The organism is Xanthomonas boreopolis (assembly GCF_046529185.1).
Taxonomy (GTDB): domain Bacteria; phylum Pseudomonadota; class Gammaproteobacteria; order Xanthomonadales; family Xanthomonadaceae; genus Pseudomonas_S; species Pseudomonas_S boreopolis.
In genome coordinates, this window is record NZ_CP097162.1 from 3,186,647 (window position 1) to 3,212,540 (window position 25,894).

19 protein-coding genes are annotated in these 25,894 nt (G+C 70.1%); 7 read left to right on the plus strand and 12 right to left on the minus strand.

What is annotated here, in order from left to right; translation table 11 throughout:
• Positions 1–40: 40 nt before the first annotated feature.
• Both cueR and M3M27_RS14340 read right to left on the minus strand, forming a co-directional pair.
• A complete protein-coding gene (gene cueR / locus M3M27_RS14335; RefSeq protein ID WP_434026058.1) occupies positions 41–517 on the minus strand; it encodes a Cu(I)-responsive transcriptional regulator in 477 nt (158 codons plus the stop codon).
• A gap of 13 nt (positions 518–530) precedes the next feature.
• A complete protein-coding gene (locus tag M3M27_RS14340) occupies positions 531–3,035 on the minus strand; it encodes a heavy metal translocating P-type ATPase (protein ID WP_434026059.1) in 2,505 nt (834 codons plus the stop codon).
• A gap of 133 nt (positions 3,036–3,168) precedes the next feature.
• Here M3M27_RS14340 and M3M27_RS14345 point away from each other — a divergent pair, with 133 nt between their 5' ends.
• The 7 genes from M3M27_RS14345 to M3M27_RS14375 all read left to right on the plus strand — a co-directional run bounded on the left by M3M27_RS14345 (position 3,169) and on the right by M3M27_RS14375 (position 12,278).
• Positions 3,169–3,360 (plus strand): heavy-metal-associated domain-containing protein, encoded by a 192-nt coding sequence (locus tag M3M27_RS14345; RefSeq protein WP_434026060.1) that lies wholly within the window; start codon positions 3,169–3,171, stop codon positions 3,358–3,360.
• Between the two features lie 92 nt (positions 3,361–3,452).
• Positions 3,453–3,980, plus strand: a complete 528-nt coding sequence (locus M3M27_RS14350) for an RNA polymerase sigma factor (protein WP_434026061.1) — start codon at positions 3,453–3,455, stop codon at positions 3,978–3,980.
• Positions 3,977–5,035 carry a FecR family protein gene (locus M3M27_RS14355; RefSeq protein ID WP_434026062.1) on the plus strand — a complete coding sequence of 353 codons (1,059 nt, stop codon included), beginning with the start codon at positions 3,977–3,979 and terminating at the stop codon, positions 5,033–5,035. The genes M3M27_RS14350 and M3M27_RS14355 overlap by 4 nt, the downstream gene beginning before the upstream one ends.
• A gap of 105 nt (positions 5,036–5,140) precedes the next feature.
• Positions 5,141–8,032 carry a TonB-dependent receptor gene (locus tag M3M27_RS14360; protein ID WP_434026063.1) on the plus strand — a complete coding sequence of 964 codons (2,892 nt, stop codon included), beginning with the start codon at positions 5,141–5,143 and terminating at the stop codon, positions 8,030–8,032.
• A gap of 82 nt (positions 8,033–8,114) precedes the next feature.
• On the plus strand, positions 8,115–9,416 hold the full coding sequence (locus tag M3M27_RS14365) for a histidine-type phosphatase (RefSeq protein WP_434026064.1): 1,302 nt from the start codon (positions 8,115–8,117) through the stop codon (positions 9,414–9,416).
• 61 nt (positions 9,417–9,477) lie between these two features.
• Positions 9,478–10,503 carry a Ca2+-dependent phosphoinositide-specific phospholipase C gene (locus M3M27_RS14370; protein WP_434026065.1) on the plus strand — a complete coding sequence of 342 codons (1,026 nt, stop codon included), beginning with the start codon at positions 9,478–9,480 and terminating at the stop codon, positions 10,501–10,503.
• A gap of 482 nt (positions 10,504–10,985) precedes the next feature.
• On the plus strand, positions 10,986–12,278 hold the full coding sequence (locus M3M27_RS14375) for a sugar MFS transporter (protein WP_434026066.1): 1,293 nt from the start codon (positions 10,986–10,988) through the stop codon (positions 12,276–12,278).
• A 93-nt stretch (positions 12,279–12,371) separates the two neighbouring features.
• On the opposite strand, the gene M3M27_RS14380 is transcribed toward M3M27_RS14375, so the two are convergent.
• The 10 genes from M3M27_RS14380 to araD1 all read right to left on the minus strand — a co-directional run bounded on the left by M3M27_RS14380 (position 12,372) and on the right by araD1 (position 25,860).
• The gene (locus M3M27_RS14380) at positions 12,372–13,406 is read right to left on the minus strand and encodes an arabinan endo-1,5-alpha-L-arabinosidase (RefSeq protein ID WP_434026068.1); all 1,035 of its coding nucleotides are present in this window, start codon (positions 13,404–13,406) and stop codon (positions 12,372–12,374) included.
• Between the two features lie 179 nt (positions 13,407–13,585).
• Positions 13,586–14,542: a glycoside hydrolase family 43 protein gene (locus M3M27_RS14385; protein WP_434026069.1), complete on the minus strand. Its 957-nt coding sequence runs from the start codon at positions 14,540–14,542 to the stop codon at positions 13,586–13,588.
• Complete coding sequence (locus M3M27_RS14390) at positions 14,539–15,945, minus strand: MFS transporter (protein WP_140722766.1); 1,407 nt, start codon at positions 15,943–15,945, stop codon at positions 14,539–14,541. The genes M3M27_RS14385 and M3M27_RS14390 overlap by 4 nt, the downstream gene beginning before the upstream one ends.
• Before the next feature lie 72 nt (positions 15,946–16,017).
• Positions 16,018–17,982: a glycoside hydrolase family 97 catalytic domain-containing protein gene (locus tag M3M27_RS14395; RefSeq protein WP_434026070.1), complete on the minus strand. Its 1,965-nt coding sequence runs from the start codon at positions 17,980–17,982 to the stop codon at positions 16,018–16,020.
• Positions 17,979–18,983, minus strand: a complete 1,005-nt coding sequence (gene yjfF, locus M3M27_RS14400; RefSeq protein WP_434028023.1) for a galactofuranose ABC transporter, permease protein YjfF — start codon at positions 18,981–18,983, stop codon at positions 17,979–17,981. The genes M3M27_RS14395 and yjfF overlap by 4 nt, the downstream gene beginning before the upstream one ends.
• 11 nt (positions 18,984–18,994) lie before the next feature.
• A complete protein-coding gene (locus M3M27_RS14405; protein ID WP_434028024.1) occupies positions 18,995–20,068 on the minus strand; it encodes an ABC transporter permease in 1,074 nt (357 codons plus the stop codon).
• Positions 20,069–20,661: 593 nt separating this feature from the next.
• Positions 20,662–22,161, minus strand: a complete 1,500-nt coding sequence (locus M3M27_RS14410) for a sugar ABC transporter ATP-binding protein (protein ID WP_140722780.1) — start codon at positions 22,159–22,161, stop codon at positions 20,662–20,664.
• Between the two features lies 1 nt (position 22,162).
• Complete coding sequence (locus M3M27_RS14415; protein WP_140722783.1) at positions 22,163–23,134, minus strand: ABC transporter substrate-binding protein; 972 nt, start codon at positions 23,132–23,134, stop codon at positions 22,163–22,165.
• 98 nt (positions 23,135–23,232) lie between these two features.
• Positions 23,233–24,669, minus strand: coding sequence for an aldehyde dehydrogenase family protein (locus tag M3M27_RS14420; RefSeq protein WP_434026071.1), 1,437 nt, complete (start codon positions 24,667–24,669; stop codon positions 23,233–23,235).
• A 183-nt stretch (positions 24,670–24,852) separates the two neighbouring features.
• Positions 24,853–25,860, minus strand: coding sequence for an AraD1 family protein (araD1, locus tag M3M27_RS14425; protein ID WP_434026072.1), 1,008 nt, complete (start codon positions 25,858–25,860; stop codon positions 24,853–24,855).
• Between the last annotated feature and the right edge of the window lie 34 nt (positions 25,861–25,894).

Here is a 25,894-nt window from a genome sequence, read left to right on the forward strand (position 1 = left end):
CGGCTGAAGCCGCTCCCACGGTACTCGCCACGCAATGGAATCAGCCCGGAGCGCGACGCCGTCGCTTCGGCGGTTCCCCGGGTTGCCCGAAGCGCGTCGCATGGTGCGCCAACCCGTCCGCCGCGGATGCGTCGCTGGCCAGCTCGTCGAGGATCGGGCAATCCGGACTGCGGTCGTGGTGGCAACTGTCCGCCAACCGCTGCAGCACCGCGATCATCCGCTCGATCTCCGCCGCCTTCTCCCGCAACCGCGCGATGTGCGCCAGCGTCAGCGCATGCACGTCGGCGCTGGCGCGGTCGCGGTCGCTCCACAGCGACAGCAGTTCGCCGATCTGCTCCACGTCGAAGCCCAGGTCGCGCGCATGGCGCACGAAGCGCAGGCGGTGCACGTCGCTGTCGGAGTAGTCGCGGTACCCGGACGCCGAGCGCGCGACCGCCGGGATCAGGCCGGATTGTTCGTAGTAGCGGATCATCTTCGCCGACACGCCGGAGCGCTGTGCGGCCTCGCCGATGTTCATCGTCCATCCCCCCTCAGGTCGCAGGTGCCAGCGGCAGCGCCGCCCGGAAGCTCCGCAGCCGCAACGCGTTGCCGACCACGAACACGCTCGACAGGGCCATTGCGCCGGCCGCGATCATCGGCGAAAGCAGCATGCCGTTGAACGGGTACAGCGCGCCGGCCGCCACCGGGACCAGCGCGACGTTGTAGCCGAACGCCCAGAACAGGTTCTGGTGGATGTTGCGCAACGTCGCGCGCGAGATCGCGATCGCGTTGACCACGCCGCGCAGGTCGCCGGACATCAGCACCACGTCGGCCGATTCCACGGCGATGTCGGTGCCGGTGCCGATCGCGATGCCGACATCGGCCCGGGCCAGCGCAGGCGCATCGTTGATGCCGTCTCCGACGTAGGCGATGCGGCGGACGCCCTCGCCCAATTGCTCCAGCGCCTCCACCTTGCCCTCGGGCAACACCTCGGCGCGCACCTCGTCGATGCCCAGCGAGCGCGCCACGGCTTCGGCGGTGGCGCGCTGGTCGCCGCTGACCATCGCCACCCGCAGGCCGAGCCGGTGCAGCGCGGCGATCGCCTCGGGCGTGCCGGGCTTGATCGGGTCGGCGACCGCCAGCAACGCGGCCACGCGCCCGTCCACGGCCGCGAACAGCGGCGTGCGCCCCTGCGCGCCCAGCGCCTGCAGTTCCTCGGCGAACGGCCCGATGTCCAGCCCGAGCCGCCGCATGTAGCGGTCCGCGCCGACCTCGACGCGCCGGCCCTGGACCTGCGCACGCACGCCATGGCCCGGCTCGGCGGCGAAATCCCTTGCCGCCGGCAGCGCCAGGCCGCGCTCGCGGGCGGCCGCCACGAGGGCATGGGCGACCGGATGCTCCGAGCCGGCCTCGACCGCGGCGACCAGCGCCAGTACCTCGTCCGCGTCGAATCCCGCCGCCACCCGCACGTCGGTGAGCGCCGGCTTGCCGCGCGTCAGCGTGCCGGTCTTGTCGAGCGCGACCACCTGCACGCCGCGCAATGCCTGCAAGGCATCGCCACGGCGGAACAGCACGCCCAGTTCGGCGGCGCGCCCGGTGCCGACCATGATCGAGACCGGCGTCGCCAGCCCCATCGCGCACGGGCAGGCGATGATCAGCACGGCCACCGCGTTGACCAGCGCCAGCCCGAGCGAAGGCGAAGGCCCGAACGCCAGCCACGCCAGGAACGTCAGCAGCGCGGCCAGCATCACCGCCGGCACGAACCAGCCGGTCACGCGGTCCACCTGCGCCTGGATCGCCAGCTTGGCGCCCTGCGCCTGCTCGACCATGCGCACGATCTGCGCCAGCACCGTGTCGGCGCCGACGCCGGTCGCGCGCACGCGCAGCGCGCCGTGGCCGTTGACGGTGCCGCCGACCACGCGCGCGCCGGCCTGCTTGGCGACCGGCACCGGTTCGCCGCTGAGCATCGATTCGTCGACGTACGATTCGCCATCGACTACCTCGCCGTCGACCGGCACGCGCTCGCCGGGGCGCACCTGTACTTCGTCGCCTGCCTTTACCTGCGCCAGCGGCAACTCCACGAAGTCAGCGTCGCGCCATACCCGCGCCGTGCGCGGCTGCAGGCCGACCAGGCGGCGGATCGCGTCGGAGGTCCGCCCGCGCGCCCGCGCCTCCAGCCAGCGCCCGAGCAGCACCAGCGTCACGATCACCGCCGCCGCCTCGAAGTAGACGTGGTCGGTGCCGGAGGGCAGCACGCCCGGCGCGAACGTCGCCACGGTCGAGTACGCCCATGCCGCGCCGGCGCCGACCGTGACCAGGGCGTTCATGTCGGGCGCGCGATGCCGGAGCGAAGCGATGCCACGCCGGAAGAAACGCAGCCCCGGCCAGGCCAGCACCAGGGTGGCGAGCGCGAACTGCAACAGCCGCAGCGGCTGTTGGCCGATGGTCTGCAACTGCCAGTGGTGGAGCGCCGGCACCAGGTGGCCGCCCATCTCCAGCACCACCAGCGGCAAGGCGAGCAGCGCGGCAGCCTGCAACGATCGCCGGAGGCCGTCGATCTCGCGCTCGCGCGCCTGCGCCTCGCGGTCCTGCCGCGGATCGGCGGCATCGAGGCGATGCGCGGAATAGCCGGCGTCGGCGACGGCGGCTTCCAGGTCTTCCGGCGTGGCCAGGCCCTCGCGCAGGCGCACCCGCGCACGCCCGGTGGCCAGGTTCACCGAAGCCGACTCGACGCCGGGCACGCTCTTCAACGCCTTCTCCACGTGCGCCACGCACGAGGCACAGGTCATGCCTTGCACGCCCAGCTCCAGCTCGCGCAGCGGCACCTCGTAGCCCGCGTCCTCGACCGCGGCCACCACCGCGCCGGGGTCCGGCGCGCCGGCGAAGCGCACGTCGGCCCGGCCGGTGGCCAGGTTCACCTGCACCGCCTGCACCCCGGGCACGCGAGCGATCGCCTTCTCGACATGGCCGACGCACGATGCGCAGGTCATGCCGGCCACCGGGAGCTGCAATTCGCTGGACGTGGCACGCCTGCGCGCCGGGCTGGATGTGGTCATCTCCGCTGCCTCGATCTCGGGATGGCGCCATCTTGAACCTTCCCACGATGGGAAGGTCAACCCGTCCCCAGCGCTTGACCTTGCTACCGTGGGAAGGTCTAGCCTGGCGGCTTCCCAGAGGACGCTTTCCACGATGATCGCCTACACCATCGAGAACATGACCTGCGGCGGCTGCGTCCGCCACGTCACCCGCGCCGTGCAGGCGGTGGCGCCGGAAGCCAAGGTCGAGGCCGACCTGCCCAGCCACATGGTGCGCATCGAGACCTCGGCGGACGAGGCCGCCATCCGGCGCGCGCTCGCCGACGCCGGCTATCCGCCGAATTAGACCGGCACCGGCACCAGTGCCGGGCGCGCCGTCACCGCCGCGTCATATCCCGGCAATAGCCTGCCCGGCACGCTGGGGAGGTGCGGGGTCGTATGGCGGGGGGACAGGCAAAGCGGAGCTGGGCGGGCCTGTTCGTCGAGCACCGCCCGACGCTGCGCGGGTTCTTCGCGCGGCGCGGCGCCCACGAAGAGGCCGAGGACATGGTGCAGGAGACCTATCTGCGCTTGCTGCGCGCGCACCAGTCCCAGGGCGAGGCCATCGCCAATCCCGAGGCCTACCTGTACACCGTGGCGATGAACCTGGCGCGCGAACAGGCTGCGCGCCGGCGCCCAGCGCCGTTGCCACTGGACGAACTCGAACAGCTCTCGATCGCGCTGCACGCCGGCGAGGCGGCCGACGACGTGGTCGAACGCCAGCAGCGCCAGCAACGCCTGCAGTCGCTGCTGGCCGGGCTGCCGGAGAACACCCGCGCCGTGCTGGTGATGCAGTACCGCGACGGGCTCAGCTATCGGCAGATCGCCGAGCGCATGGGCGTGTCGCCGCACATGGTCAAGAAGCACGTGGTGCGCGGGCTTTCCGCCTGCCGCCGCGCGCTCGCCGACGAGACGGGCCACGAATGAGCAACGCGCCCGCCCAGCACCGCGCGCACGCGACGCACGAAGCCGCGCACTGGCATGCGCTGCACCGCGCCGGCGAGCTCGCGCCCGAGCAGCAGGCGCAGTTCATGGACTGGCTGGTCGCCTCGCCGCTGCACTTGCGCGAGTACCTGGCGATCCAGTGCATCGCCGGCGAACTCGGCGGCGCGCTGCGTTCGATGGACATCGACCTGGATGCGCTGCTGGCCGCCCCGCCCCACGCGCCCCGGGACAATGTCGTCGCGCTGCCGCTCGCATCGACGCCTCGCCCTGCGCCGGCCGCGGCGCGGCGCCCGCGCCTGGCGCGCGCCTTCGCCCTGGCCGCGACGCTGGCCGGCGTCGCGGTGCTGGCGCACGGTTTCTGGCCGCGCGAACACGTGCACGAAACCGGCCTCGGCGCGCCGCGCGCGTTCGTGCTCGACGATGGCAGCCGCATCCATCTCGCCGGCGGCAGCGCCATCGCGGTGCGGATGGGCTGGCTGCAGCGCCGCATCGAGCTGCGCCGCGGCCAAGCCAGCTTCGAGGTGGCGCCCGGGCGGCGTCCGTTCGAGGTCCGCGCGGCAGGCCTGCGCATCGAGGACATCGGCACCACCTTCGACGTGGCGCTGCGCCAGCGGCAGGCGCAGGTGGAAGTCGCCGAAGGCCGGGTCAAGGTGTGGGACGGGCATGCACCCTCGGCCCCGCTGCTCGCCGACCTGCGCGCCGGCCAGAGCGCGCGCATCGCCTATCGCGATCGCGCCACGCGCATCAGCGAAGAGGATCCGCAGGCCATGACCGCGTGGTGGAACGGCCGCGTGGTGTTCCGCGACGAGCCGCTGTCGGAAGTGGCCGAACGCTTCAACCGGCTCAACCGCACGCAGCTGCGGATCCGGGACGCCGAAGCCGGGGCGCTGCGCCTGACCGGCAACCTGCGCGGCGGCGACATCGATTCGCTGCTCGCGTTCCTGCGCGACCAGCCCACCCTGGACGTACGCCGCGCCGGCGACGAGCTGCTGATCGGCCGCCGTGGCGGTGCCGCGGCCGCGCCCAAGCACCTGTAAGAAAAAATTCATCGAAAAAACGGTGCCCGATCCTCGCCGTCGTCCCTCGTAGGTAGGCATGCGCGGACGAAACCGCGCGTCCCTACCCCCCACTCGGACACGACGATGCGCAAGACGCTGTTCCTTTCGATCGCCCTCGCCCTCCATGCCGGCACCGCGTTCGCCCAGGCCACGCCCGCGGCCACGCAGGCCATCCCCGCGCAACCGCTGGACCGCGCGCTCAACACGCTTTCGCACCAGACCGGCCTGCAGTTCGTCTACGACGCGCACGCCGCCGGCAATCCGCAGGCCGGCGCGGTCGCGCCCGGCCTGAGCGCCGAGCAGGCGCTGCAACGCCTGCTGCAGGGCACCGGCCTGCGCTACCGCTACCTCAACGCCACCACCGTGACGATCGAGGCCGAGGCGGCGGACGCTCCCGCGGCGCCGGCGCGGGACGACCGCCAAGCGCGCCCGGCCGGCACCCACGACGCCCTGCCGCAGGCCACCGAACTGGAGCGCATCGAGGTCACCGGCAGCTATGCGGGGAGCCTGAGCGAGCAGATGCGGCGCAAGCGCTACGCCGACAGCGTGGTGGACGTGATCGCCGCGGAGGACATCGGCAAGCTGCCGGCCCAGAACGTCGCCGAGGCCCTGCAGCGCGTGCCGGGCGTGTCGATCGTGCGCGACCGCGGCGAAGGCGTGTACGTGCGCGTGCGCGGCCTCGGCCCCAATTTCCAGGTCACCACGCTCAACGGGCAGACCATGGCGGTCAACGAGAACGTGCGCAACTCCGGCCAGACCGGCCGCCAGTTCCGCTACGACACGCTGCCGGCGGAACTGGTCTCGGGCCTGGACGTGATCAAGAGCCCGACCGCCGACCTCGACGAAGGCGCGATCGGCGGCATCGTCAACGTGCGCACCTTTCGCCCGCTCGACCTCGGCAGGACGCTGACCAACGTCTCCCTCGAATCCAGCCAGGCGCAGAAGGCCGACTCGCACGATCCGCGCGTGTCCGGCCTGTTCAACTGGGTCAACGCCGAAGGCACCTTCGGCCTGCTGGTCTCCGGCGCCTACGCCGAGCGCAGCCTGCGCCAGGACCGCGTCAACGAAGTGAGCTGGGACTACTACGAGAACGGCGTGCCCGGCACCAACGGGCAGGCGCACTACGCGCCCACCGGCATCCGCCCCACGCTGGAGCTGGAAGACCGCGAGCGCACCGGCGTAGCCGCCTCGCTGCAATGGCGCCCGACCCAGGCGCTGGAAATGAACCTGGACCTGTTCTATGCCCGCCAGAAGGTCAACTACGACGAGTACAGCATCGGCGTCGGCACCGACAACCTGGGCCGCATGCGCAACATCGCGGTGTCGCACGACGCCGTGACCGGCTTCGACTACAGCAACGGCCAGGTGCAGATCTCGCGCGAGACCTCCGGCATCGTCGACGACAACCGTAGCGTGCGCTTCGGCACCACCTGGTCCGGCGATGCCTGGACGCTGTCCGGCGTGGCGTTCCACTCGCAGGCGCACAGCTACGACGCCGATCCGATCCGTCGCACCCGCCTGCGCACCGGCAACACCGTCGGCATGCGCATCGACATGCCGCAGGCCGACGGCGACAACGTGCCGGATTGGGCCTTCACCAACGGCTACGACCCGACCTCGCCCGGCGCCACGCCGGGGCGCCGCCTGGAATGGCGCACCATCGACGCCGAGGACAAGGAGGACGCATTGCAGTTCGACGCCAGCCGCGCGCTCGACGGCGGCTTCCTGCGCACCGTCAAGGCCGGCGTGAAGTACCGCCAGCGTTCGCGCGACTACGACCGCGCCGACCTCATCCTCAACAGCATCGGCGGCAAGGTCTTCGATGCCAGCTACTTCACCGCGCTGCCGGTGGGCGACATGCTGTCCGGCTCCAACGGCGACTTGCCGCGCGAATGGCTGGCGCCGGTCGAATCGAAGTTCTGGGGCGACTGGCCGACCCCGGCCGCGCTGGCCAACACGCCCAACGCGGCCGACCTGCAGAACTCCTACGAAGTGAAGGAGAAGATCGCCTCGGCCTACGTGATGGCCGACTTCGGCCACGAACTGGCCGGGCGCGAACTGCGCGGCAACGCCGGCGTGCGCCTGGTACGCACCGAGCAGGCCACCGACGGCTACGCCGACCTCGACGGCAAGGCTTCGCCTGTGCACTTCGAGCGCACCTACACCGAGGCGCTGCCGTCGTTCAATGCGGCCTGGGACGTGCGCGAGGACATGGTGCTGCGCACCTCGGCGGCCAAGGTGATGACCCGCCCGGACCTGACCGACCTCTCCTCCAAGCTCACTTTCAATTCCAGCGGCGAGATCCTCACCGCCAGCGGCGGCAACCCCGCGCTGAGGCCGTTCGAGGCCTGGCAGTACGACCTCACCTGGGAGTGGTACGTCGACAAGACCACCGCGCTCACCGCCGGCGTGTTCTACAAGGACATCTCGCGCTTCATCCAGACCGAGATCTCCAACCTTACCTACCAGGGCCAGGTCTATCGCCTGTCCTCGAAGACCAACGGCGGCCATGCCAGCGTCAAGGGCGCCGAAGTGGCCTACCAGCAGGTGTTCTCCGGCCTGCCGGCGCCGCTCGACGGGCTCGGCATGCAGCTCAACTACACCTGGACCGACAGCAAGGCGCAGTACCGCGACGGCGACGACACCTTCGAGGACAAGCTGGAAGGCGTCGCCAAGAACACCTACAACGCGGTGCTGTTCTACGAGAAGGGCCCGGTGGCCGCGCGGCTGAGCTACAGCTGGAGCGACAAGATCCTCAACGCGGTCGGCACCGCCAACGTGGCCACGCTCAACACCGACGAGTTCGGCAGCCTGGACGCGAACCTGTCGTACACCGTCAACCCGTACCTGTCGGTGTTCGTCAACGCGATCAACCTGACCGGCGAGGTGCAGCGCCAGTACGTCGGCGATGGCCTGTTCGGCGGCTATACCGACTACGGCCGCACCTGGTCGGTGGGCCTGCGCGCGCGCTTCTGAGTTCCCTGCCGCCTCGCCGGGCCGCCATCGCCGCGATGGTGGCCCGGCCTGGCGCCCGTTCCGCCTCCGCTACCGGTTCCCCATGAAAAGCATCACCACGCGCCTGGCCGCCCCGCTGTTGGCTTTGGCACTGCTGTTCCCCACGCTCGCCTGCGCCGCCGCGCAGGACACCCTGGAAAAGGTCGTCGTACTCAAGCGCCACGGCGTGCGCGCCGCGATGTCCAGCCCGGAACGGCTGGAGTCGTTCTCGGCGCGGCCCTGGCCGCGCTTCGGCGTGCCTGCCGGCGAACTGACCGCGCACGGCGCCGAACTGGAACGCCGGTTCGGCGCCTACCATCGCGTCCGCTACCGGCAGCTCGGCCTGCTGCGGGGCGACGACTGCGAGCGCGTCTACTACTGGGCCAACCGCACCCAGCGCACCATCGCCTCCGCCGAGGCCATCGCGCAGACGCTCACGCCGGGCTGCCCGAATCCGGTCCACCACGTCGCCGACGGCGCATCGGACCCGATGTTCGACGGCCCGCCCGCGCTGCGCACGCCGGCCGCGCGGGCACTGATGCGCGCCGCGCTGGCCGGGCGGATCGGCGGCGATGCCGAGGCCTGGAACCGCGCCCAGCAGCCCATGGTCGACCGCTTGCAGGCGCTTCTGCTCCAATGCGAGCGCGTGCCGTGCCCGGCCGGCGCCGGTGCCGGCAAGCAGCGCATCGATACCGCGCCGGCCGCCCTTCCGGAGTACGGCAAGGGCTTGCCCGAGATCGCCGGTCCCGCCGCGACCGCCTCCGGCCTCAGCGAAAGCCTGCTGATGGCCTGGGCCGATGGCGCGGACTTCGCGTCGCTCGGCTGGCAAGGCCTGGACGACATCAGCGTGGCCGAGGCCTCGCTGCCGCACCAGGCCGAGTTCGGCCTGCGCCTGCGCGCGCCGGACATCGCGCGGATGGCCAGTTCGCAGCTCGCGTCGCGGCTGGGCGCGACGCTGCTGCAGGACAGCGGATTGGCTTGGCCGTACGCCCCCATCGGCAACGGCGCCGCGTTGACGGTGGTCTCCGGCCACGACGGCACGCTCGCGTTGCTGGCGGGGCTGCTCGACCTGCATTGGCAGGTGCCGGGCTACCTGCCCGACCAGACCCCGCCGGGTGGCGCGCTGGTGTTCGAACGCTGGCGCCTGGCCGACGGAGAACGCGTGCTGCGCGTGCGCTACACCGCGCAGAGCCTGGCGCAGCTGCGCGGCAACCTGCCGCTGACGCTGCAGGCGCCGCCGCTGGAAGCCGCCGTGTTCGTGCCCGGCTGCAGCATCGCCAACGCACGGTACGACTGCCCGCTGGATCGCTTCGCGCAGCGGCTGGCCCGGCTGGTCGATCCCGATTTCGTGGTATCCGCCCCCTGAACGCCGCCGCCGGCCCCACTGCCGGCGCCCCCTTCCTTCGCCCGAACCGGAGAGCAATGCGATGCCCACGTCGAAGTGCCTGTCCCTCGTCCTCGCCGCCGTCCTGCCCGCCTGCCTGGCCGGCGCAGCGCAAGCCCAGACCCGCGCCGAGACCTCCGATCTCGACCGCTATCCGCTCGACCGCGTGCAGTTGGCCGGCTCGCACAACACCTACGACAAGAAGGACGTCTACGAGTACCTGAGCGATGCGCTGCGCGACGTGCAGATGATCGAGGTCGACGCCTGGACCAATCTCGGCAGCTGGCGCGTCTCGCACAGCAATCCGTTGGCCAACATCAACAACTGCCCCAAGGGCGGGCAGCCCGGCAACGACCGCAACCAGGACCTGCGCTCGTGCCTGGACACCATCGCCAGCTACCACCGCAACACGCCGGGGCATCCGCTGGTCCTGGTCAAGCTGGAGATGAAGAACGGCTTCGGCACCAGTACGCAGCCTGCCGACCTGGACGAGATGATCGCCAACCTGTCCGAGAACGGACTGCGCGCGCGCATCCCGGAATCGGACATCTTCACCCCGCTCAAGCTGATGTGCCGCGACAGCGCCTGCGGCAGCCGCTACGCGACGCCGGCCGAGGCGCTGGCGAACAAGCCCTGGCCGACGCTGGGCGAACTGCGCGGCAAGGTGATGTTCCTGATCGTGCCCGGCACGGTCTCCGACAGCGGCCCGCGCGACTATGCCGCGGCGCTGGCGTCCGGCAAGGCACGGCTGGCGTTCCCGATGCTGATCGTCAAGGACACCACGACCGATCCCACCGCCGGCTACTACGGCGGCAATGCCGGCTGGAACGTCGCCTACGACGTCCAGGCCGGCCGCCTGGACAGCGGCGCGATCCCCCGCTCGCTGGTGCAGAGTTGGACAGGCCGCCGCTTCCTGCTCAGCGTCAACGACGACAAGCCCGGCGGCGACGGCGCCGACGTCGCCACCGGACGCGCGCGCCTGCACCAGTTGGCCCGCGACTACCACGCCAACCTGGTGAACACCGACCAGGAGCACACCGGCATCCCGGCGTCGTTCGCGATTCCCTGAGGATCCCGGCCACGCGGTGCCGATATCGTCGTTCCGGAGCGGTTCGGCCCAGCGACCGCTTGCGACTCGTTGGCGATCGCTGGGGCCCGCCGTGCGGCGCCGTTCTCGCTGCGCACGTACATGGGCAAAGAAGTGCTTTACAGCAGTCGCATGATAAAAGCGCCCTCGTCCGCCCTCCGGGCACCTTCTCCCGTGAACGGGAGAAGGGAACCTCGGGCTCATCGCGCAACCCGCGCAGCCTGCCGGGCTGAAGTTCCTCCCGCAGGAAAACCCTTTCGACAGCGCTCCACCTAGCTGCAATGCAGCATTGCAATAGTGGCATAGCGCGATGGCGTTAAGTCATTGGTCGCACCGCACCCCTTCTCCTACGCTGGCCTGCGCCGGATTTCCGGCAAGCGCCTGGCGAAGACGCACGCGGCCGCACTCGCCACGCCCCCATCGCGGCCGCACGCACGCCCGGGCGTGCACCGGAGACCGCATCGATGGCAGGACCGACCGCAACCACCACGGCCACCGCCCAGGCCGGCCCTGCAATGCACGCCTCCACCTATCGCCCCGCGCTGATGCTGCTGGCCTCGCTGTTCTTCATGTGGGGCTTCGTCACCGTCATCAACAACACCCTGCTGCCGCACCTGCGCAGCGTGTTCGAGCTGTCCTACCTGCAGGCCACGCTGATCGAATCGGTCTGGTTCGTCGCCTACTTCTTCGCCTCGCTGCCGGCCGCCAAGCTGATCGAGCGGATCGGCTACCAGCGTGCGCTGGTGGTCGGACTGGGCATCATGGCGCTGGGCGCGCTCGGCATGATTCCGGCCGCGCGCCTGCCGTCCTACGCCATCACCCTCGTGTCGCTGTTCGTCATCGCCAGCGGCATCACCTTGCTGCAGGTCGCCGCCAATCCCTACGTCGCGGTGATCGGCACGCCCGAGACCGCCTCCTCGCGGCTCAACCTGGTGCAGGCGTTCAATTCCGCGGGCACCACGCTGGCGCCGCTGTTCGGCGGCTACCTGATCCTCGGCCGCTCGGCGTCCGGCACCCAGGTCGGCGAGGCGACGCTGACGCCGGCCGAGCGCCTGGCCGATGCGCAGTCGGTGCAGCTGCCCTACCTGATCGTCGCCGCGGTGCTGGTCGCGCTGGCGATCGTGATCGCGCGCTTCCGCCTGCCGGCGCTCGGCCAGGCGACCCAGCGCGTCACCCGCGAGGAGCGCGCCCGGCATTCGTTGTGGCGGCACCGCAACCTGGTGCTCGGCATCCCGGCGATCTTCATCTATCTCATCGCCGAGATCGGCGTCTCCAACCTCTTCATCAATTTCGTCTCGCAACCGCACATCGGCAATCTCAGCCACCAGCAGGCGTCGCACTACCTGTTCCTGCTGTGGGGCGGGATGATGGTGGGCCGCTTCGCCGGCAGCGCGTTGATGCGCAGGATCCCGGCCGAGACGGTGCTGGCGCTGTTCGCGGTCGGCGCCTTCGTCACGATGCTGGTGACGGTGTTCAGCACCGGCGCGGTGGCGATGTGGGCATTGATCGCGGTGGGGCTGTTCCACTCGATCATGTTCCCCACCGTGTTCGCGCTCGGCATCCGGGGGCTGGGCCCGCTCACCGAGGAAGGCGCCGGGCTGCTGGTGATGGCCATCGCCGGCGGTGCGCTGGTGGCGGTGCAAGGCTGGCTCGCCGACACCTACGGCTTGCAGAACGCCTTCCTGCTGACCGCGGCCTGCGAGTTGTACGTGCTGTTCTATGCGCTATGGGGCGCGAAGGTGACGGCCAGGGCCTGACCCGGCTTCTTTGCGGGAGCGGCTTCAGCGCGATGGGCTTTACCGGTAAAGCCGATCGCAGCTGAAGCCGCCCCCACGGATGCGCTGCCGCGCCTACTTGTCCAGTGCGCGCGGGTCCACTACCGGCCAGCCGTCGGCGTCCCAGCGCATCGGCAGCACGTGCAGCTTGGGCAGGCCGTTGTCGCGGGCGTCGTAGGCATGGAACACGAGGTAGTCCTTGCCGTCGAAGCGGTAGGCGCTGTTATGCCCCGGCCCGGCCCAGCGCGGGCTGCCATGCAGCACTTCGGTGCCGCCGCCATGGTCCATGCGCTTGCCGTCGCGGTCGAGGTACGGGCCGCGCACGTCGCGCGAACGGCCGACCATGATCCGGTAGTCGCTCTTCAGGCCGCGGCAGCAGTGGTCCCACGAGGCGAACAGGTAGTACCAGCCATCGTGCTTGAACACGAACGGCGCCTCGATCGCGCCGGGCTCGGGCTCGGCATCGTCGGCCTGCCAGGGCCGTTCGCGCCGCGCCAGCGTGTGCCATTCCTGCGGCTCGGCCAGGTGCAGCCGGTCGGGCGCCAGCTTCGCCAGCTTCAAGCCGCCCCAGAACGAGCCGAAGGCCAGCCACGGGGTGCCGTCGTCCCCTTCGACCAGGTTGGGATCGATCGCGTTCCAGGCATCGCGGTAGGGCTGCGAACGCACCACAATGCCGTGGTCGACCCACTTGAACGCCGGATCCTTGGGGTCGAGCGTGGTGTTGGTCGCCACGCCGATCGCCGAGGTGTTCTTGCCGCCGCTGGAGATCGAGTAGTACAGCGTGTAGACGCCGTCGTGGAAGGAGATGTCGGGCGCCCAGATATGGCCGTTGAAGTCCGGCACGATGCCGTAGGCCCACCCGGGGATCTTCGCGAACACCGGCGCCTCGGCCTTCCAGGTCTTCAGGTTCTTCGAGCTGTAGACGCTGATGCCGGGGCCGGTGATGAACAGGTACCAGGTCTTGCCCTGGCGGATCATCACCGGATCGTGCGCGAGCACGTCGGCCGAATACCCCTTGTGCGGCTTGGCGACCGGCGGCGCGGCCATCATGTCGCTGTTGTCGGCGGGCGCCTGCTGCGCGAACGCGGGCACGGCCAGCGATACCGCCAACGCCAGCAGGGCTCGGCGCGCCAGTCGCGCCGGCCGCGGAACCTGTTCATGCTTCGTCGCGAGCGAAGCCAGGTGGCCCGTGGCGGAGCGGAGGAAGCGCAGCGCATGAGCGATACGTGAGCATTCCGGGCACCGCACCCGGGCCACATCGCGAGCACAGCAGGATCGCGAGCGGGTTCTCACAACGCCACCTCGCGCAGCGGCCGACCGAACACCGGCATGCCCTGCGCATCCCACTGCAGCGGCTGGATGCACGTCTGCCGGTCCGGGTTCCACAGCGGATCGCCCTCGATCTCGCGGTAGTTGCGGGCGTGGTAGACCACCAGGTCGGTGGCGCCGTCCTCGGTGGTGGTGAAGCTGTTGTGGCCGGGACCGAACACCTCGCGCTCGGCGTCGGTCGCGAACACCGGCACCGGCGACTTGTGCCAGTTGGCCGGATCGAGCAGGTCGGACTCGGCGTCCGCCCACAGCAGGCCGACCGCGTAGCGCTCGTCGGTGGCGCTGGCGGAATAGCTGACGAACACCTTGCCGTTGCGGATCAGCACGGCCGGGCCTTCGTTCACGAGGAAGCCCTGCACCTCCCAGTCGAATTCCGGCTTGGTCAGCAGCACCGGCGCACCGCCCAGCGCGGTCGGCGTCGCCAACGGCGCCAGGTAGAGGTTGGAGTTGCCGGGGATGTCCGGGTGCTTCTGCGCCCACAGGTAGTAGCGCTGGCGCTTGTGCTCGAACGAGGTCGCGTCCAGGCAGAACGCGTCGATGCCGCTGTCGATGCGGCCGGCGAATTCCCACTCGCCCTGCATCGGGTCGGCCGAGGGATTGCTCAGCGCGTACATGCGGTGCTGGAACAGGCCGTCCTTGATCTCGCGCGAGGGCGCCGCGGCGAAGTAGACGTACCAGGCATCGTCGAAGCGATGGATTTCCGGCGCCCAGATCAGCGAACTGGCCGGGCCGCTGGCCGGCGCGCGCCACAGGGTCTTCTCCTCGGCGTCCTTCAGCCCGGCCAGCGTCGGCGCGCGGCGCAGCACGATGCGGTCGTACTCCGGCACCGAGGCGGTGAAGTGATAGTGGCCATCGTGGCGCAGCACGAACGGATCGGCGCGATGGAGGATGAAGGGGTTGGAAAACGAAAACGTCATGTCGGGCATTCCGTGGTGGTACGTGCGTTGAAAGCGTCTTGCGCGGGGCCGGCGTCGCCGGGGGCCTCCTCGACGATCTGCTCCTTGAGCGTGCGGTAGTAGTCGTCGGTGATGCGGTACAGGAACATCAGCCCGCCCATCAGCACGTGGAACGCGCCGGGGATGATGGTGAGCATCAGCGCGATGCCGTTGAGGGTGAACGCGCTCTGCGGCTGGTCCGGCACGTAGTGGAAACCGGCCAGCAGCCAGCCGACGATCGCCCCGGCCACGCCCATGCCGGCCTTCTGGCAGAACGAGATGCCGCCGAACGCCAGCCCCGCCACGCGCTTGCCGCTGCGCGCATGGCCGTAGTCCACCGCCTCGGCGATCGCCGACCAGAACACCGGCGCGTGCAGGTCCACCACCAGGCTGACCAGGAAGTACAGGACGAACGCCAGCGCGATGTCGCCCGGCTTGACCAGCAGGTACATCGCCACGCTCAGCGCGCCCACGACCAGTTGGCTGTAGCGGAACAGCTTGACCTTGCAATAGACCTTGGTGATCCAGGTCGATACCACCATCGCCAGGATCGCCGCGACCACGCCGGTGGCCATGAACGCGGACATCAGCTTCGCGTCGCCGCCGAGGTAGTACTTGGCGTAGTAGGCGGCCACCGACCCGCGGATCACGTAGCCGATGGTGCCGACGATGCAGACCGCGCCCAGGATCAGCCATTGGTCGTTGCGCAGCAGCAGGCCCAGCTGCTCGCGCAGCGGCTTGCGCTCGACCTGGTGCTGGATGCGCTCGGTGGTGGAGAAGAAGCAGAACAGGAACAGCAGCGTGGCCAGCAGCCCCATCAGGCCCATCGCCCACTTGTAGCCGTCGGCGAGATGCCCGCCGCCCCATGCCACCGCCAGCTGCGGCACCACGATGGTGACCAGGAACGCGGCGACCTTGGCGAAGAACAGCCGGTAGCCGTTCGCCGACAGCCGTTCCTGCGGATCGGCGGTGAGCACCCCGATCAGCGAGATGTACGGGATGGTGACCGCGGTGAACACCAGCATCACCAGCAGGTAGGTGGCGTAGGCCCACACCAGCTTGAGGTTGTAGGACAGGTCCGGCGTGGTGAAGGTCAGGAACACCGAGATGCCGAACGGCACCGCCATCACCAGGAAGTACGGACGATAGCGGCCCCAGCGCGTGGTGTGGCGGTCGGTGAACATGCCCATGGCCGGGTCGGCGAAGGCGTCGATCAGCCGCACCACGATGAACAGCAGCGCCACGTCCTGCGGCTTGAGGCCGAACACGTCGGTATAGAAGAACGTGATGATCAGCATCATCGACGAGATCACGACATTGACCGCCATGTCGCCGGCGCCGTAACCGAGTTTCTCGATCACGGACAGTTTTTGCGTCTGTTGCATGTGCCCTCCTCTACAAGCGCACGCGGATTCCGGGAACGCCGCGCGGCCGCCATCGCGGCGCGCGGCCGTCGTTCAGTCCAACTGCAGAACGAACCCTCCCCGCGCCGGCAATGTCAGATCCAGCGGCTTGCCCGGATCGAGCGCGATCCGGCGGCTGGAGAACCCGAGGGCATCGTCGCCGTCGGCGATCAGCGTTCCGCGCACCGGCTTGCCGCCGAGCGCGCCGAGGTCCAGCGAGAGCTTGCGCGGCGCGGCGTCGGCGTTGATGCCGGCCACGAACCAGCGGCCGCCGCCCTGGCGCGCGAACACCGCGTAGCGGCCCGGCCAGCCGCCGATGAAACGGCTGTCGTCCCACGCCGCCGGCAACGCCTTGAGGAATGCACGCACGTACTCCGGCGCCTGCGCCATGCCCTCGGGCGTTTCGGCGTAGTGCTGGATGCCGGAGACGAACAGCACCGACTCGGCCAGCTCGAACGGCGCGGTGGTGCGGCGCTGCACGCGGTCGTTGAGCTTGACCAGCGCCATCGGCGTGAAGTCCATCGGGTCGAACACGTTGCGCGCGAACGGCAGCGTCGCCGCGTGCGCCGGCACCTGGTCGGCGTTGGCCTGCTCGAAGGTGGCGAACTCCAGCCCGCGCACCGATTCCATCGTCATCAGGTTCGGCCAGGTGCGCTGCCAGCCGCGCGGCAGCGTGGCGCCGTGGAAGTTGATCTGGAAGCCGTAGGGCGCCGCGTCGCGCAGGATGTCCAGGTAGTAGGCGATCATCGAGGAGCCGTCGCCGCCGAAGAAGTCGATCTTCAACCCGGCCACGCCGGCCGCCTTGAGCTGCTCGAACTGGCGGATGCGGCTGTCGTGGTCCAGCAGCAGGCCGCGCGGCGTCTGCGGCGCCTCGTTCCACGCGCCGGCGGAGTTGTACCAGACCAGGATCGCCACGCCCTTGCCGCGCGCGTAATCCACCAGCTCGCGCAGGCGCGGCATGCCGATCTGGGTGTCCCACAGCGCATCGATCAGGGTGTAGCCCCAGCCCATCGAAGCGGCGTAGTCGATGAAGCGCTTCTGCACGTCGTAGACGGTGGACGCATCGCCTAGCAACGGCCAGCTCCACGACGCCTTGCCCGGACGCGGCGCCGACGGCAGCGCGGGATCGGGCGGATCGGCCAGGTCGGTGCCGAGCGTGGAATCGGCGATGCTCGCCAGGCTGCCGACGGCGATGATCCGCCACGGCGAACGCCACGGGTAGGCCTCGATCCACGGATCGGACGCGCCGTCCGGGACCACCTCGCGCGGGTCGGGAAAACCGATGCGGTACTCGCCCGGCACGTCGCCATCGAGCAGGCGGCTGCCGGCATCGCCGCGACGCAGCGTGCCCTCGCTCAGCAGCACCCAGTCGTCGCCGGCGCGGAACAGCGCCGGGAACACCCAGCCCACGCCCAGCGGCGACGGCGTGCCGACCGGTACGTCCTGCAGGTAGTACTCCTCGTACGAAGGATTGGTCCTGGCGAAACCGGTCTGCGCCACCGACATCGGCTGCAGCCAGCCATGCGCCTGCCGCGGCAGGCGGAACGCCGCCGCATCGCGGCGCAGCGTGCGCAGTCCCGGTACCGCCTCCGGGATGCCGTAGCGGAAGGCCGCGCCATCGTTGGAGACCTGCCAGACCACGTCCAGGCGCGCGCCATCGGCCGTGCGCCAGTGGAACACGCGACGGTTGCCGCGGTAGTGGTTGTGGCGGCGCTTGCCGGACAGCAACTCGTAGTCGTCGCTGAGCGCTTCCGGCGCATCGGCCCCGGCGAACGCCAGCCCGCGCGACAGGTCGGCCTCCTCGCCCACCAATCCCAGCGGAGAAGACGCGATCACTTCGCGGCCCTGCCGCAGCAGGCGGTAGTTCGGCCGGCCGTCGGCGTCGCGCGACATCTCCACGCGCAGTTGCCCGTCCGGGCTCTCGACCGTACCCAGCACGTCGGCGGCGAAGGCCGGCGCCGCCATGCCCAGCAGCGCCGCGACCAGCCATGCCCCGCACCGGAAGGACATCGCGCTCATGGCGCACCTCCCTGCTTGCGCTGCCGGCTGGCGAACAGGCGCTGCAGCAGGCAGAACACCAGCAGCAGCACGCCGATGGCGATGCGCGTCCACCACGAACTGAGCGTGCCGTCGAACACGATCAGGGTCTGGATCAGCCCCAGGATCAGCACGCCGAACAGCGTGCCGAGCACGTAGCCGCTGCCGCCCGCCAGCAGCGTGCCGCCGATCACCACCGCGGCGATCGCGTCCAGCTCCAGCCCGAGCGCGTGCAGGCTGTAGCCGCTGAGCATGTAGAAGGTGTAGACCACACCGGCCAGCGCCGCGCAGAAGCCGCTCAGCGCATACACCCGCACCTGGGTGGAGGCGACCGGCAGGCCCATCAGCAGCGCCGATTGCTCGTTGCCGCCGATGGCGTACACGGTGCGCCCGAACCGGGTCATCCCGGCCAGCAGCGCCCCGCCCGCCACCACGGCCAGGGCCACCACCGCCCCGACCGACAGCGACGCGCCGAAGCCCACCGGCAAGCGCAGGCCGGCGACCGCGACGTAGAAGGGATGGTCGATGTTGATCGAGTCGACGCTGATCAGCGTCGCCGCGCCGCGCGCCAGGAACATGCCCGCCAGCGTGACCACGAACGGCTGCAGCCGGTAGCGCTGGATCAGCGTGCCCATCAGCGCGCCGAAGCCGGTGCCCAGCGCCAGTACCAGCGGGATCGCCGCCAGCGGATGCCAGCCGTGGTTCTGCACCAGCGTCGCGGACAGCACCGTGGTGAAGGCGATCACCGCGCCCACCGACAGGTCGATGCCGCCGGTGAGGATCACGAAGGTCATGCCGACCGCGACGATCAGCAGGAACGCGTTGTCGATCAGCAGGTTCAGGAACACCTGCGGCGACAGGAAGCCGTCGTACAGCACCCCGCCGGTGGCCGACATCGCCACGAACAGGGCGACCGTCACCGCCAGCGACAGGTAGCGCGGATCGCGCCACAAGCGCACCAGCCCGCCCGGCGCGGCCATCATCGGGATCGCGCTCATCGTCCTTCCTCCTTCGCCGGCCGCACCGCCCAGCCGCGCACGCGCCTGCGGAACTCGGCCGACTGCAGCAGCATCACCGCGAACACCAGCACCGCCTTGACCACCAGGTTGACCTGCGGCGGCACCCCGATCGCGTAGATCGTCGAGGTCAGCGTCTGGATGATCAGCGCACCGACCAGGCTGCCGGCCAGGCTGAAGCGGCCGCCGCCGAGCAGCGTGCCGCCCAGGCTGACCGCCAGGATCGCGTCCAGTTCCAGCAGTTGCCCGGCATTGTTGGCATCGGCGCTCTTGACGTTGGAGCTGACCAGCAGCCCCGCCAGGCCCGCGCTGAAGCCGCAGAACACGTACAGCGCCAGCATGATCGCCCGCGCCCGCACGCCGGCCACGTGCGCGGCCAGCGGGTTGTGCCCGATCGCGCGCACGAACAGGCCCAGCGCACTGCGCCCGAGCAGCAGTTGCAGCGCCACGAACACGCCCGCCACCACGAACAGCGAGAACGGCAGGCCGAACAGGAAGCCATTGCCGAGGAACGCATAGGGCGCGTAGTAGACGGTCAGGATCTGGCCATCGCTGATGAGCTGCGCGATGCCGCGCCCGGCCACCATCAGGATCAGCGTGGCGATGATCGGCTGCATGCCGGCCTTGACCACCAGCAAGCCGTTCCACAGCCCGCACAGCGCCGCCACCGCCAAGGCCGCGCCGATCGCCGCAGCCAGCGGCACCAGCCCTTGGCCGTCCCCGCTTCCTTGCAGCCGCGCGATGGTCCAGGCCGCCACGGTCGCGGCGATCGCCAGCACCGCGCCGACCGAGATGTCCAGCCCGCGCACCGCGATCACCAGCGTCATGCCCAGCGACACCAACACCAACGGCGCGGCGCGATTGCCGATGTCCACGAGATTGCCGTACAGGTGCCCGTCGCGCCATTCCAGCGCCAGGAACCCCGGATTGAACAGGCCGTTGCCGACGAGCAGCAGCGCCAGCGTCAACAACGGCCAGAACAACGGTTGCGCCACGCAGTCCTGCAGCCACTGTCGCCAGCGCGGCGTCGAGGTGGACGGGGAAGAAGACATCATCTCGTTCATCACCTCACCGCGCCCCGGTAAAAATCGAAGCGCATGACCTTGCTGTTGCTGTTGCTGTTGCTGTTGCTGTTGATTTTGCTTTTCGCCTTTGACTTATCGGGGCCCCTCCGAAGCGGCGGAGACAATGGGAAAAACCCGAAGGGCGGCGCACAAGGATGTGCGCCGTTTTCGGCCGCGACAGGAGGTCGCGTCCGAAAATCCCATTGGCTCCGCGGACCCGCAGCGCAGCTGCGGGCGCGCAGGCGGGGTGTGCTTTCTTTTGGTTACTTTTCTTTGCACAAGCAAAGAAAAGTGACTCGCCAAGGGCGAAAGCTTTTAGCTGTATCGCCAAAAGCCCAAAGGCAACGTCCCTGGATTCCCGCTTTCGCGGGAATGACGATAGTGGGATGGCGTGAAGCGATGAGATTGCGTGGACCGGATAAATGGCGCCAAAGACACTGGATCTTCGATCCCCGGCCATCGGGCATAGCCCGATGGCGCTCTGTGCCGCGCGAGCCTGTGGCTCGCAAGCAGCGGCCCTTCGCCCCCGCCTTCGCGGGGACGATGGTAGAGACATGGCGTGAGATGCCAGTCCCCTCACCTCAATGCCCCGCAATCATTTCGAGCACCTGCTGCCCATCGCACCCACCCGGCAACTCCCCCACCTTGTGCCGCTCCCGCATCACCGCGATCCGGTCGCACAGCCGCGTCAACTCGTCGATCTCCGCGGAAATGAACAACACCGCCATCCCGCGCCGCGCCCGCCGCACCACCTCGCCCATGATGTCCTGCTTGGCCGCGATGTCGATGCCACGCGTCGGCTCGTCCAGGATCAACAGCGTCGGCTCGGTGGCCAGCCAGCGCGCCAGCACCACCTTCTGCTGGTTGCCGCCCGACAGCGCACCGACCGGCGTCTCGATGCCGGCGGTCTTGATGCCCAGCGCCTCCACGAAGCGCGCGGCCAGCTCGTCCTGCTTGCCGCGCGAGAGCGAACGCCGCCAGCCCATGCGCGCCTGCAGCGCCAACACGATGTTCTCGCGCACCGACAGCTCGGCGACGATGCCCTCGGTCTTGCGCTCCTCCGGGCATAGCGCCAACCCGCGCGCCACCGCGTCGCCGGGGTGGCGGAAACGCTCGCCGCGGCCGCGCACGCGCAACTCGCCGTGCTCGGCACGATCCAGCCCGAACAGCAGCCGCGCCAGTTCGGTACGCCCGGAGCCGAGCAGGCCGCCCAGGCCCAGCACTTCGCCGGCGCGCACGCTCAGGTCGGTCGGATGCAGCTTGCCGCGGCGGCCGAGGCCCTCGGCCTCCACCACCGCCGGCGCATCCCCCGCCACCGGCGCCGCATCATCGCGCCCTTGCGCCAGCGCGACCTCGCGCCCGACCATCGCCGCCACCAGCGCCGGCTGCGGCAGGTCGGCCGGCAGGTACTCGCCGACCAGGCGGCCGTTGCGCAGCACCGTGATGCGATCGGATACCGCGTAGACCTGGTCGAGGAAGTGGGTGACGAACAGGATCGCCATGCCGCGCTCGCGCAGCCGGCCCATCACCCGGAACAGTTCGCGCACCTCGCCCTCGTCGAGGCTGGACGTGGGCTCGTCGAGGACCAGCACCCGTGCCGACACGCCCAGCGCGCGCGCGATCGCCACCATCTGCTGCACCGCCACCGGGTAGTGCGCCAGCGGCAGCTCGACGTCGATGTCCAGGTTGAGTTCGCCCAGCAACGCGCGCGCGCCCTCGCGCACCTGCTTCCAGTCGATCGCGCCGGTCCAGCGCCGGCGCGGGTAGCGGCCGGCGTAGATGTTCTCGGCCACCGACAGGTTCGGGCACAGGTTCACCTCCTGGTAGACCGTGCTGATCCCGGCGTGCTGCGCCTGCAGCGGCGTCCGCGGCGCGATCGCGCGGCCGTCCAGCTCGATGCGCCCGGCGTCGGGCGCGACCACGCCGGTCAGCAGCTTGATCAACGTGGACTTGCCCGCGCCGTTCTGCCCCATCAGCGCGTGGATCTCGCCGGCGCGCAGGCACAGGCCCACGTCCTCCAGCGCCACGGTGGCGCCGAAGCGCTTGCCGAGGCCGCTGGCCTGGAGTGCGATGGCGCTCATCTCAGTACTTGCGCTTGGGCAACTCGGCCGCGGCCTGGTCCTGGGTGAACACGCCCTCCTCGACCACCACCCGCTTCGGCACCGGCTTGCCGGCCTTCACGTCGCGGATCAGCTGCGCCAGCTGCGGGCCGAACAGCGGGTTGCACTCCACCGTGGCATTGAGCTTGCCGGCCTTCATCGCCTCGAACGCGCCGTGCACGCCGTCGATGGAGACGATGCGGATGTCCTGGCCCGGCTTGAGCCCGGCTTCCTCGATCGCCTGGATCGCGCCGATCGCCATGTCGTCGTTGTGCGCGAACAGCACGTCGATCTTGTTGCCCTCGGCCTTGAGGAACGCCTCCATCACCTCCTTGCCCTTGGCACGGGTGAAATCGCCGCTTTGCGAGCGCACCACCTGGAAGCGCTTGTCCTGGTCGACGACCTCGTGGAAGCCCTTCATGCGGTCGTTGGCCGGCGCCGAGCCGACCGTGCCCTGCAGTTCCACGATGCGGATCGGGCCGGGCTTGTCCTTGCTGTCGTCGACCAGCCAGCGCGCGGCGCGGCGGCCTTCCTCGACGAAGTCCGAGCCGATGAAGGTGGCGTACAGCGAATCGTCGGAAACCTTCACCGCGCGGTCGGTCAGCACCACCGGGATGTTGGCGGCCTTGGCCTCGCGCAGCACGGTTTCCCAGCCGGACTCGACCACCGGCGAGAACGCGATCACGTCCACGCGCTGGGCGATGAACGAGCGCAGCGCCTTGATCTGGTTCTCCTGCTTCTGCTGCGCGTCGGAGAACTTCAGGCGGAACTCCGGCTCGGCCAGCGCCTGCTTCACCGAGGCGGTGTTGGCGGTGCGCCACTCGCTCTCGGCGCCGACCTGGCTGAAACCGACGGTGATCCGGCCCTCGTGCGCAGCCGAGTCGCCGCCGCGCGAACAACCACCGGCCAACACGGCCAGCGCCAGTACCGCACCCAGAACGAAACGGTTCTTCATGCTCCCTCCCTCGTTTTAGTTGGCCCGGTCGCGCGGCGCGCCCTCCAGCGCGTCGCGCGAGGCTGCCGGCGAACCCCTTCCGTTCGCCGGCGGGCGGATCAGGCCGCCGTGTAGGCGGTCTTCACCGTGGTGTAGAACTCCACCGCGTAGCGTCCCTGCTCGCGCGGACCGTAGCTGGACGCCTTGCGCCCGCCGAACGGCACGTGCGGGTCCACGCCGGCGGTCGGCAGGTTGACCATGACCATACCCACCTGCGCGTGCCGCTTGAAGTGCGTGGCGTGCTTGAGCGAGGTGGTGCAGATGCCGGCGCACAGGCCGAACTCGGTGTCGTTGGCCAGCGCCAGCGCATGATCGTAATCGTCCGCGCGCAGCAGCGCCGCCACCGGCCCGAAGATTTCCTCGCGCGCGATGCGGTCGCCCGGCTTGGCCGCGAACAGCGTCGGCGCCAGGAAGTGGCCCTGGGTCTTCCATTCCACGCGCTCGCCGCCGAACAGCAGCTCGCCGCCGTCCTCGTGGCCGGCGCGGATGTAGCGCAGGTCGGTGTCGAGCTGCGCGCCGCTGGCGACCGGGCCGATGTCGATGCCGGCCTGCAGCGGATCGCCGACCTTGACCTTGGCCAACCGCGCCCGGGTGCGCGCGACGAACTCGTCGTAGACCGCGCATTCCACGATCAGCCGGCTCGAGGCGGTGCAGCGCTGGCCGGTGGAGAAGTAGGCGCCGTTGACCGCGCATTCCACCGCCTTGTCCAGGTCGGCGTCGGCCAGCACCACCAGCGGGTTCTTGCCGCCCATCTCGAGCTGGATCTTCAGCCCGCGCGCGGCGGCCTGCTTGAGCAGCGCGTTGCCGGTGGGCACCGAGCCGGTGAAGGTCAGCGCGTCCAGCTTGGGATGCTCGACCAGCGCCTGGCCGACCGTGCGGCCGGCGCCGATGACCATGTTGAACACGCCTTCCGGCAAACCGGCGCGGCTGAGGATCTCGGCGATCGCCCAGGCGCAGGCCGGCACGATCTCGGCCGGCTTGAACACCACGGTGTTGCCGTAGGCCAGCGCCGGCGCGATCTTCCAGGCCGGGATCGCCAGCGGGAAGTTCCACGGCGCGATGATGCCGACCACGCCCACCGGCTCGCGGGTGATCTCCACGTCCACGCCGGGGCGGGTGGACGCCAGCTTCTCGCCGGGGATGCGCAGCGCCTCGCCGGCGAAGAACTTGAAGATCTGTCCGGCGCGCGCGGCCTCGCCGATGCTCTCCGGCAGGGTCTTGCCTTCTTCCAGCGCCAGCAGGCGGCCCAACTCCTCCTTGCGCGCCAGGATCTCGCTGCCGACGAAGTCGAGGATGTCGGCGCGCTGCTGCGGATTGCTCAGCGCCCACTTCGGCAGCGCCGCGGCGGCGGCCTCGACCGCCTGCCCGGTGAGCGCGGCGTCGAGCATGCCGTACTCGCCGACCGGAGAGGCCAGGTCGGACGGGTTCTCGTCGGCGTGGTCGCCGCTGCCGTCCACCCACTGGCCGGCGATATAGCTCTTGAAACGTTGGCTCATCGAACTCTCCTGCAATCAAGGCAAATCGGCTCCATCCCCTTCCCCCGCCCGCTCGGGAAGGCGCCCGGAGGGCGGATGGGGGCGATGCACGAAAACTCCCTCATCCGGCGCTTCGCGCCGCCTTCTGCCGCAAGCGGGAGAAGGAGCCGTTGCCTTCTTCCCACTTGCAGAAGAAAGGAAACGTCACAGCGCGCGCACGCCGCCGAGCGCGAAGCCGGACGCCGCCGTGCCCAGCGGGTTGACCAGCGGCGCGCCCAGCTCCGGCAGGTCGATCTCGAAACGGTCGCCCGGCTGCACCTTCACCTCGTCGGCGAAGCTCAGCGTCGCGGTACCGAAGAAGTGCAGGTGCACGTCGCCCGGGCGGCGGTGCGCGGCGTACTTGAAATGGTGGTACTCGAGGTTGGCCAGCGAGTGGCACATGTTGGCCTCGCCGGTCAGGAACGGCTTTTCCCACACCACCGCGTCGCCGCGGCGGATGCGGCTGACGCCGCGCAGGTCGCGCGGCAGCTCGCCGCTGCGCAGCTCCGGCCCGATCGCGCAGGCGCGCAGCTTGGAATGGGCCAGGTACAGGTAGTTCTGGCGCTCGGTGACGTGGTCGGAGAACTCGTTGCCGATCGCGAAGCCGAGCCGGTGCGGCGTGCCGTCCGGGCCGATCAGGTACAGCCCGACCAGTTCCGGCTCCTCGCCGCCGTCGAGCGCGAAATCCGGCGAGGGCAGCGGCGCGCCCGGCGCGACCACGATGCCGCCATCGCCCTTGAAGAACCATTCCGGCTGCGCGCCCGGCCGGCCATCCTTCGGGATGCCGCCTTCCACGCCCCACTGGAACATCCTCATCGAGTCGCTGAGCGTGCCGGCATCGGCCTGCTGCTGCAGCTTCTGGTGCATCGCATCGCGCGCGGCGGCGCTGCCCAGGTGGGTCAGGCCGGTGCCGGTGACCAGGCAGTGCGCCGGATCCGGGTGGTGCAGCGGGCTCAGCACGCGCCCGGCGGCGAGCAGCGCCGCGTAGTCCAGCTCGGCGGTGCCGCCCTGCGCCTCGGCCTGCTGCTGCAGCGAACGGCCGGCGGCGATCGCTGCCGTCGCCAGTTCGTAGGTGGAGGAAACGCCGTCGAGCAGGCGCACCCGCTGCCCGTCTGCGGCTACCACGCCTACCCGCACCGCACCGGCGTCATCGTGAAGCTGGATCAATCGCATCGTGTCGCACCCTGCTGTCGAGAAGAGCCGGGCC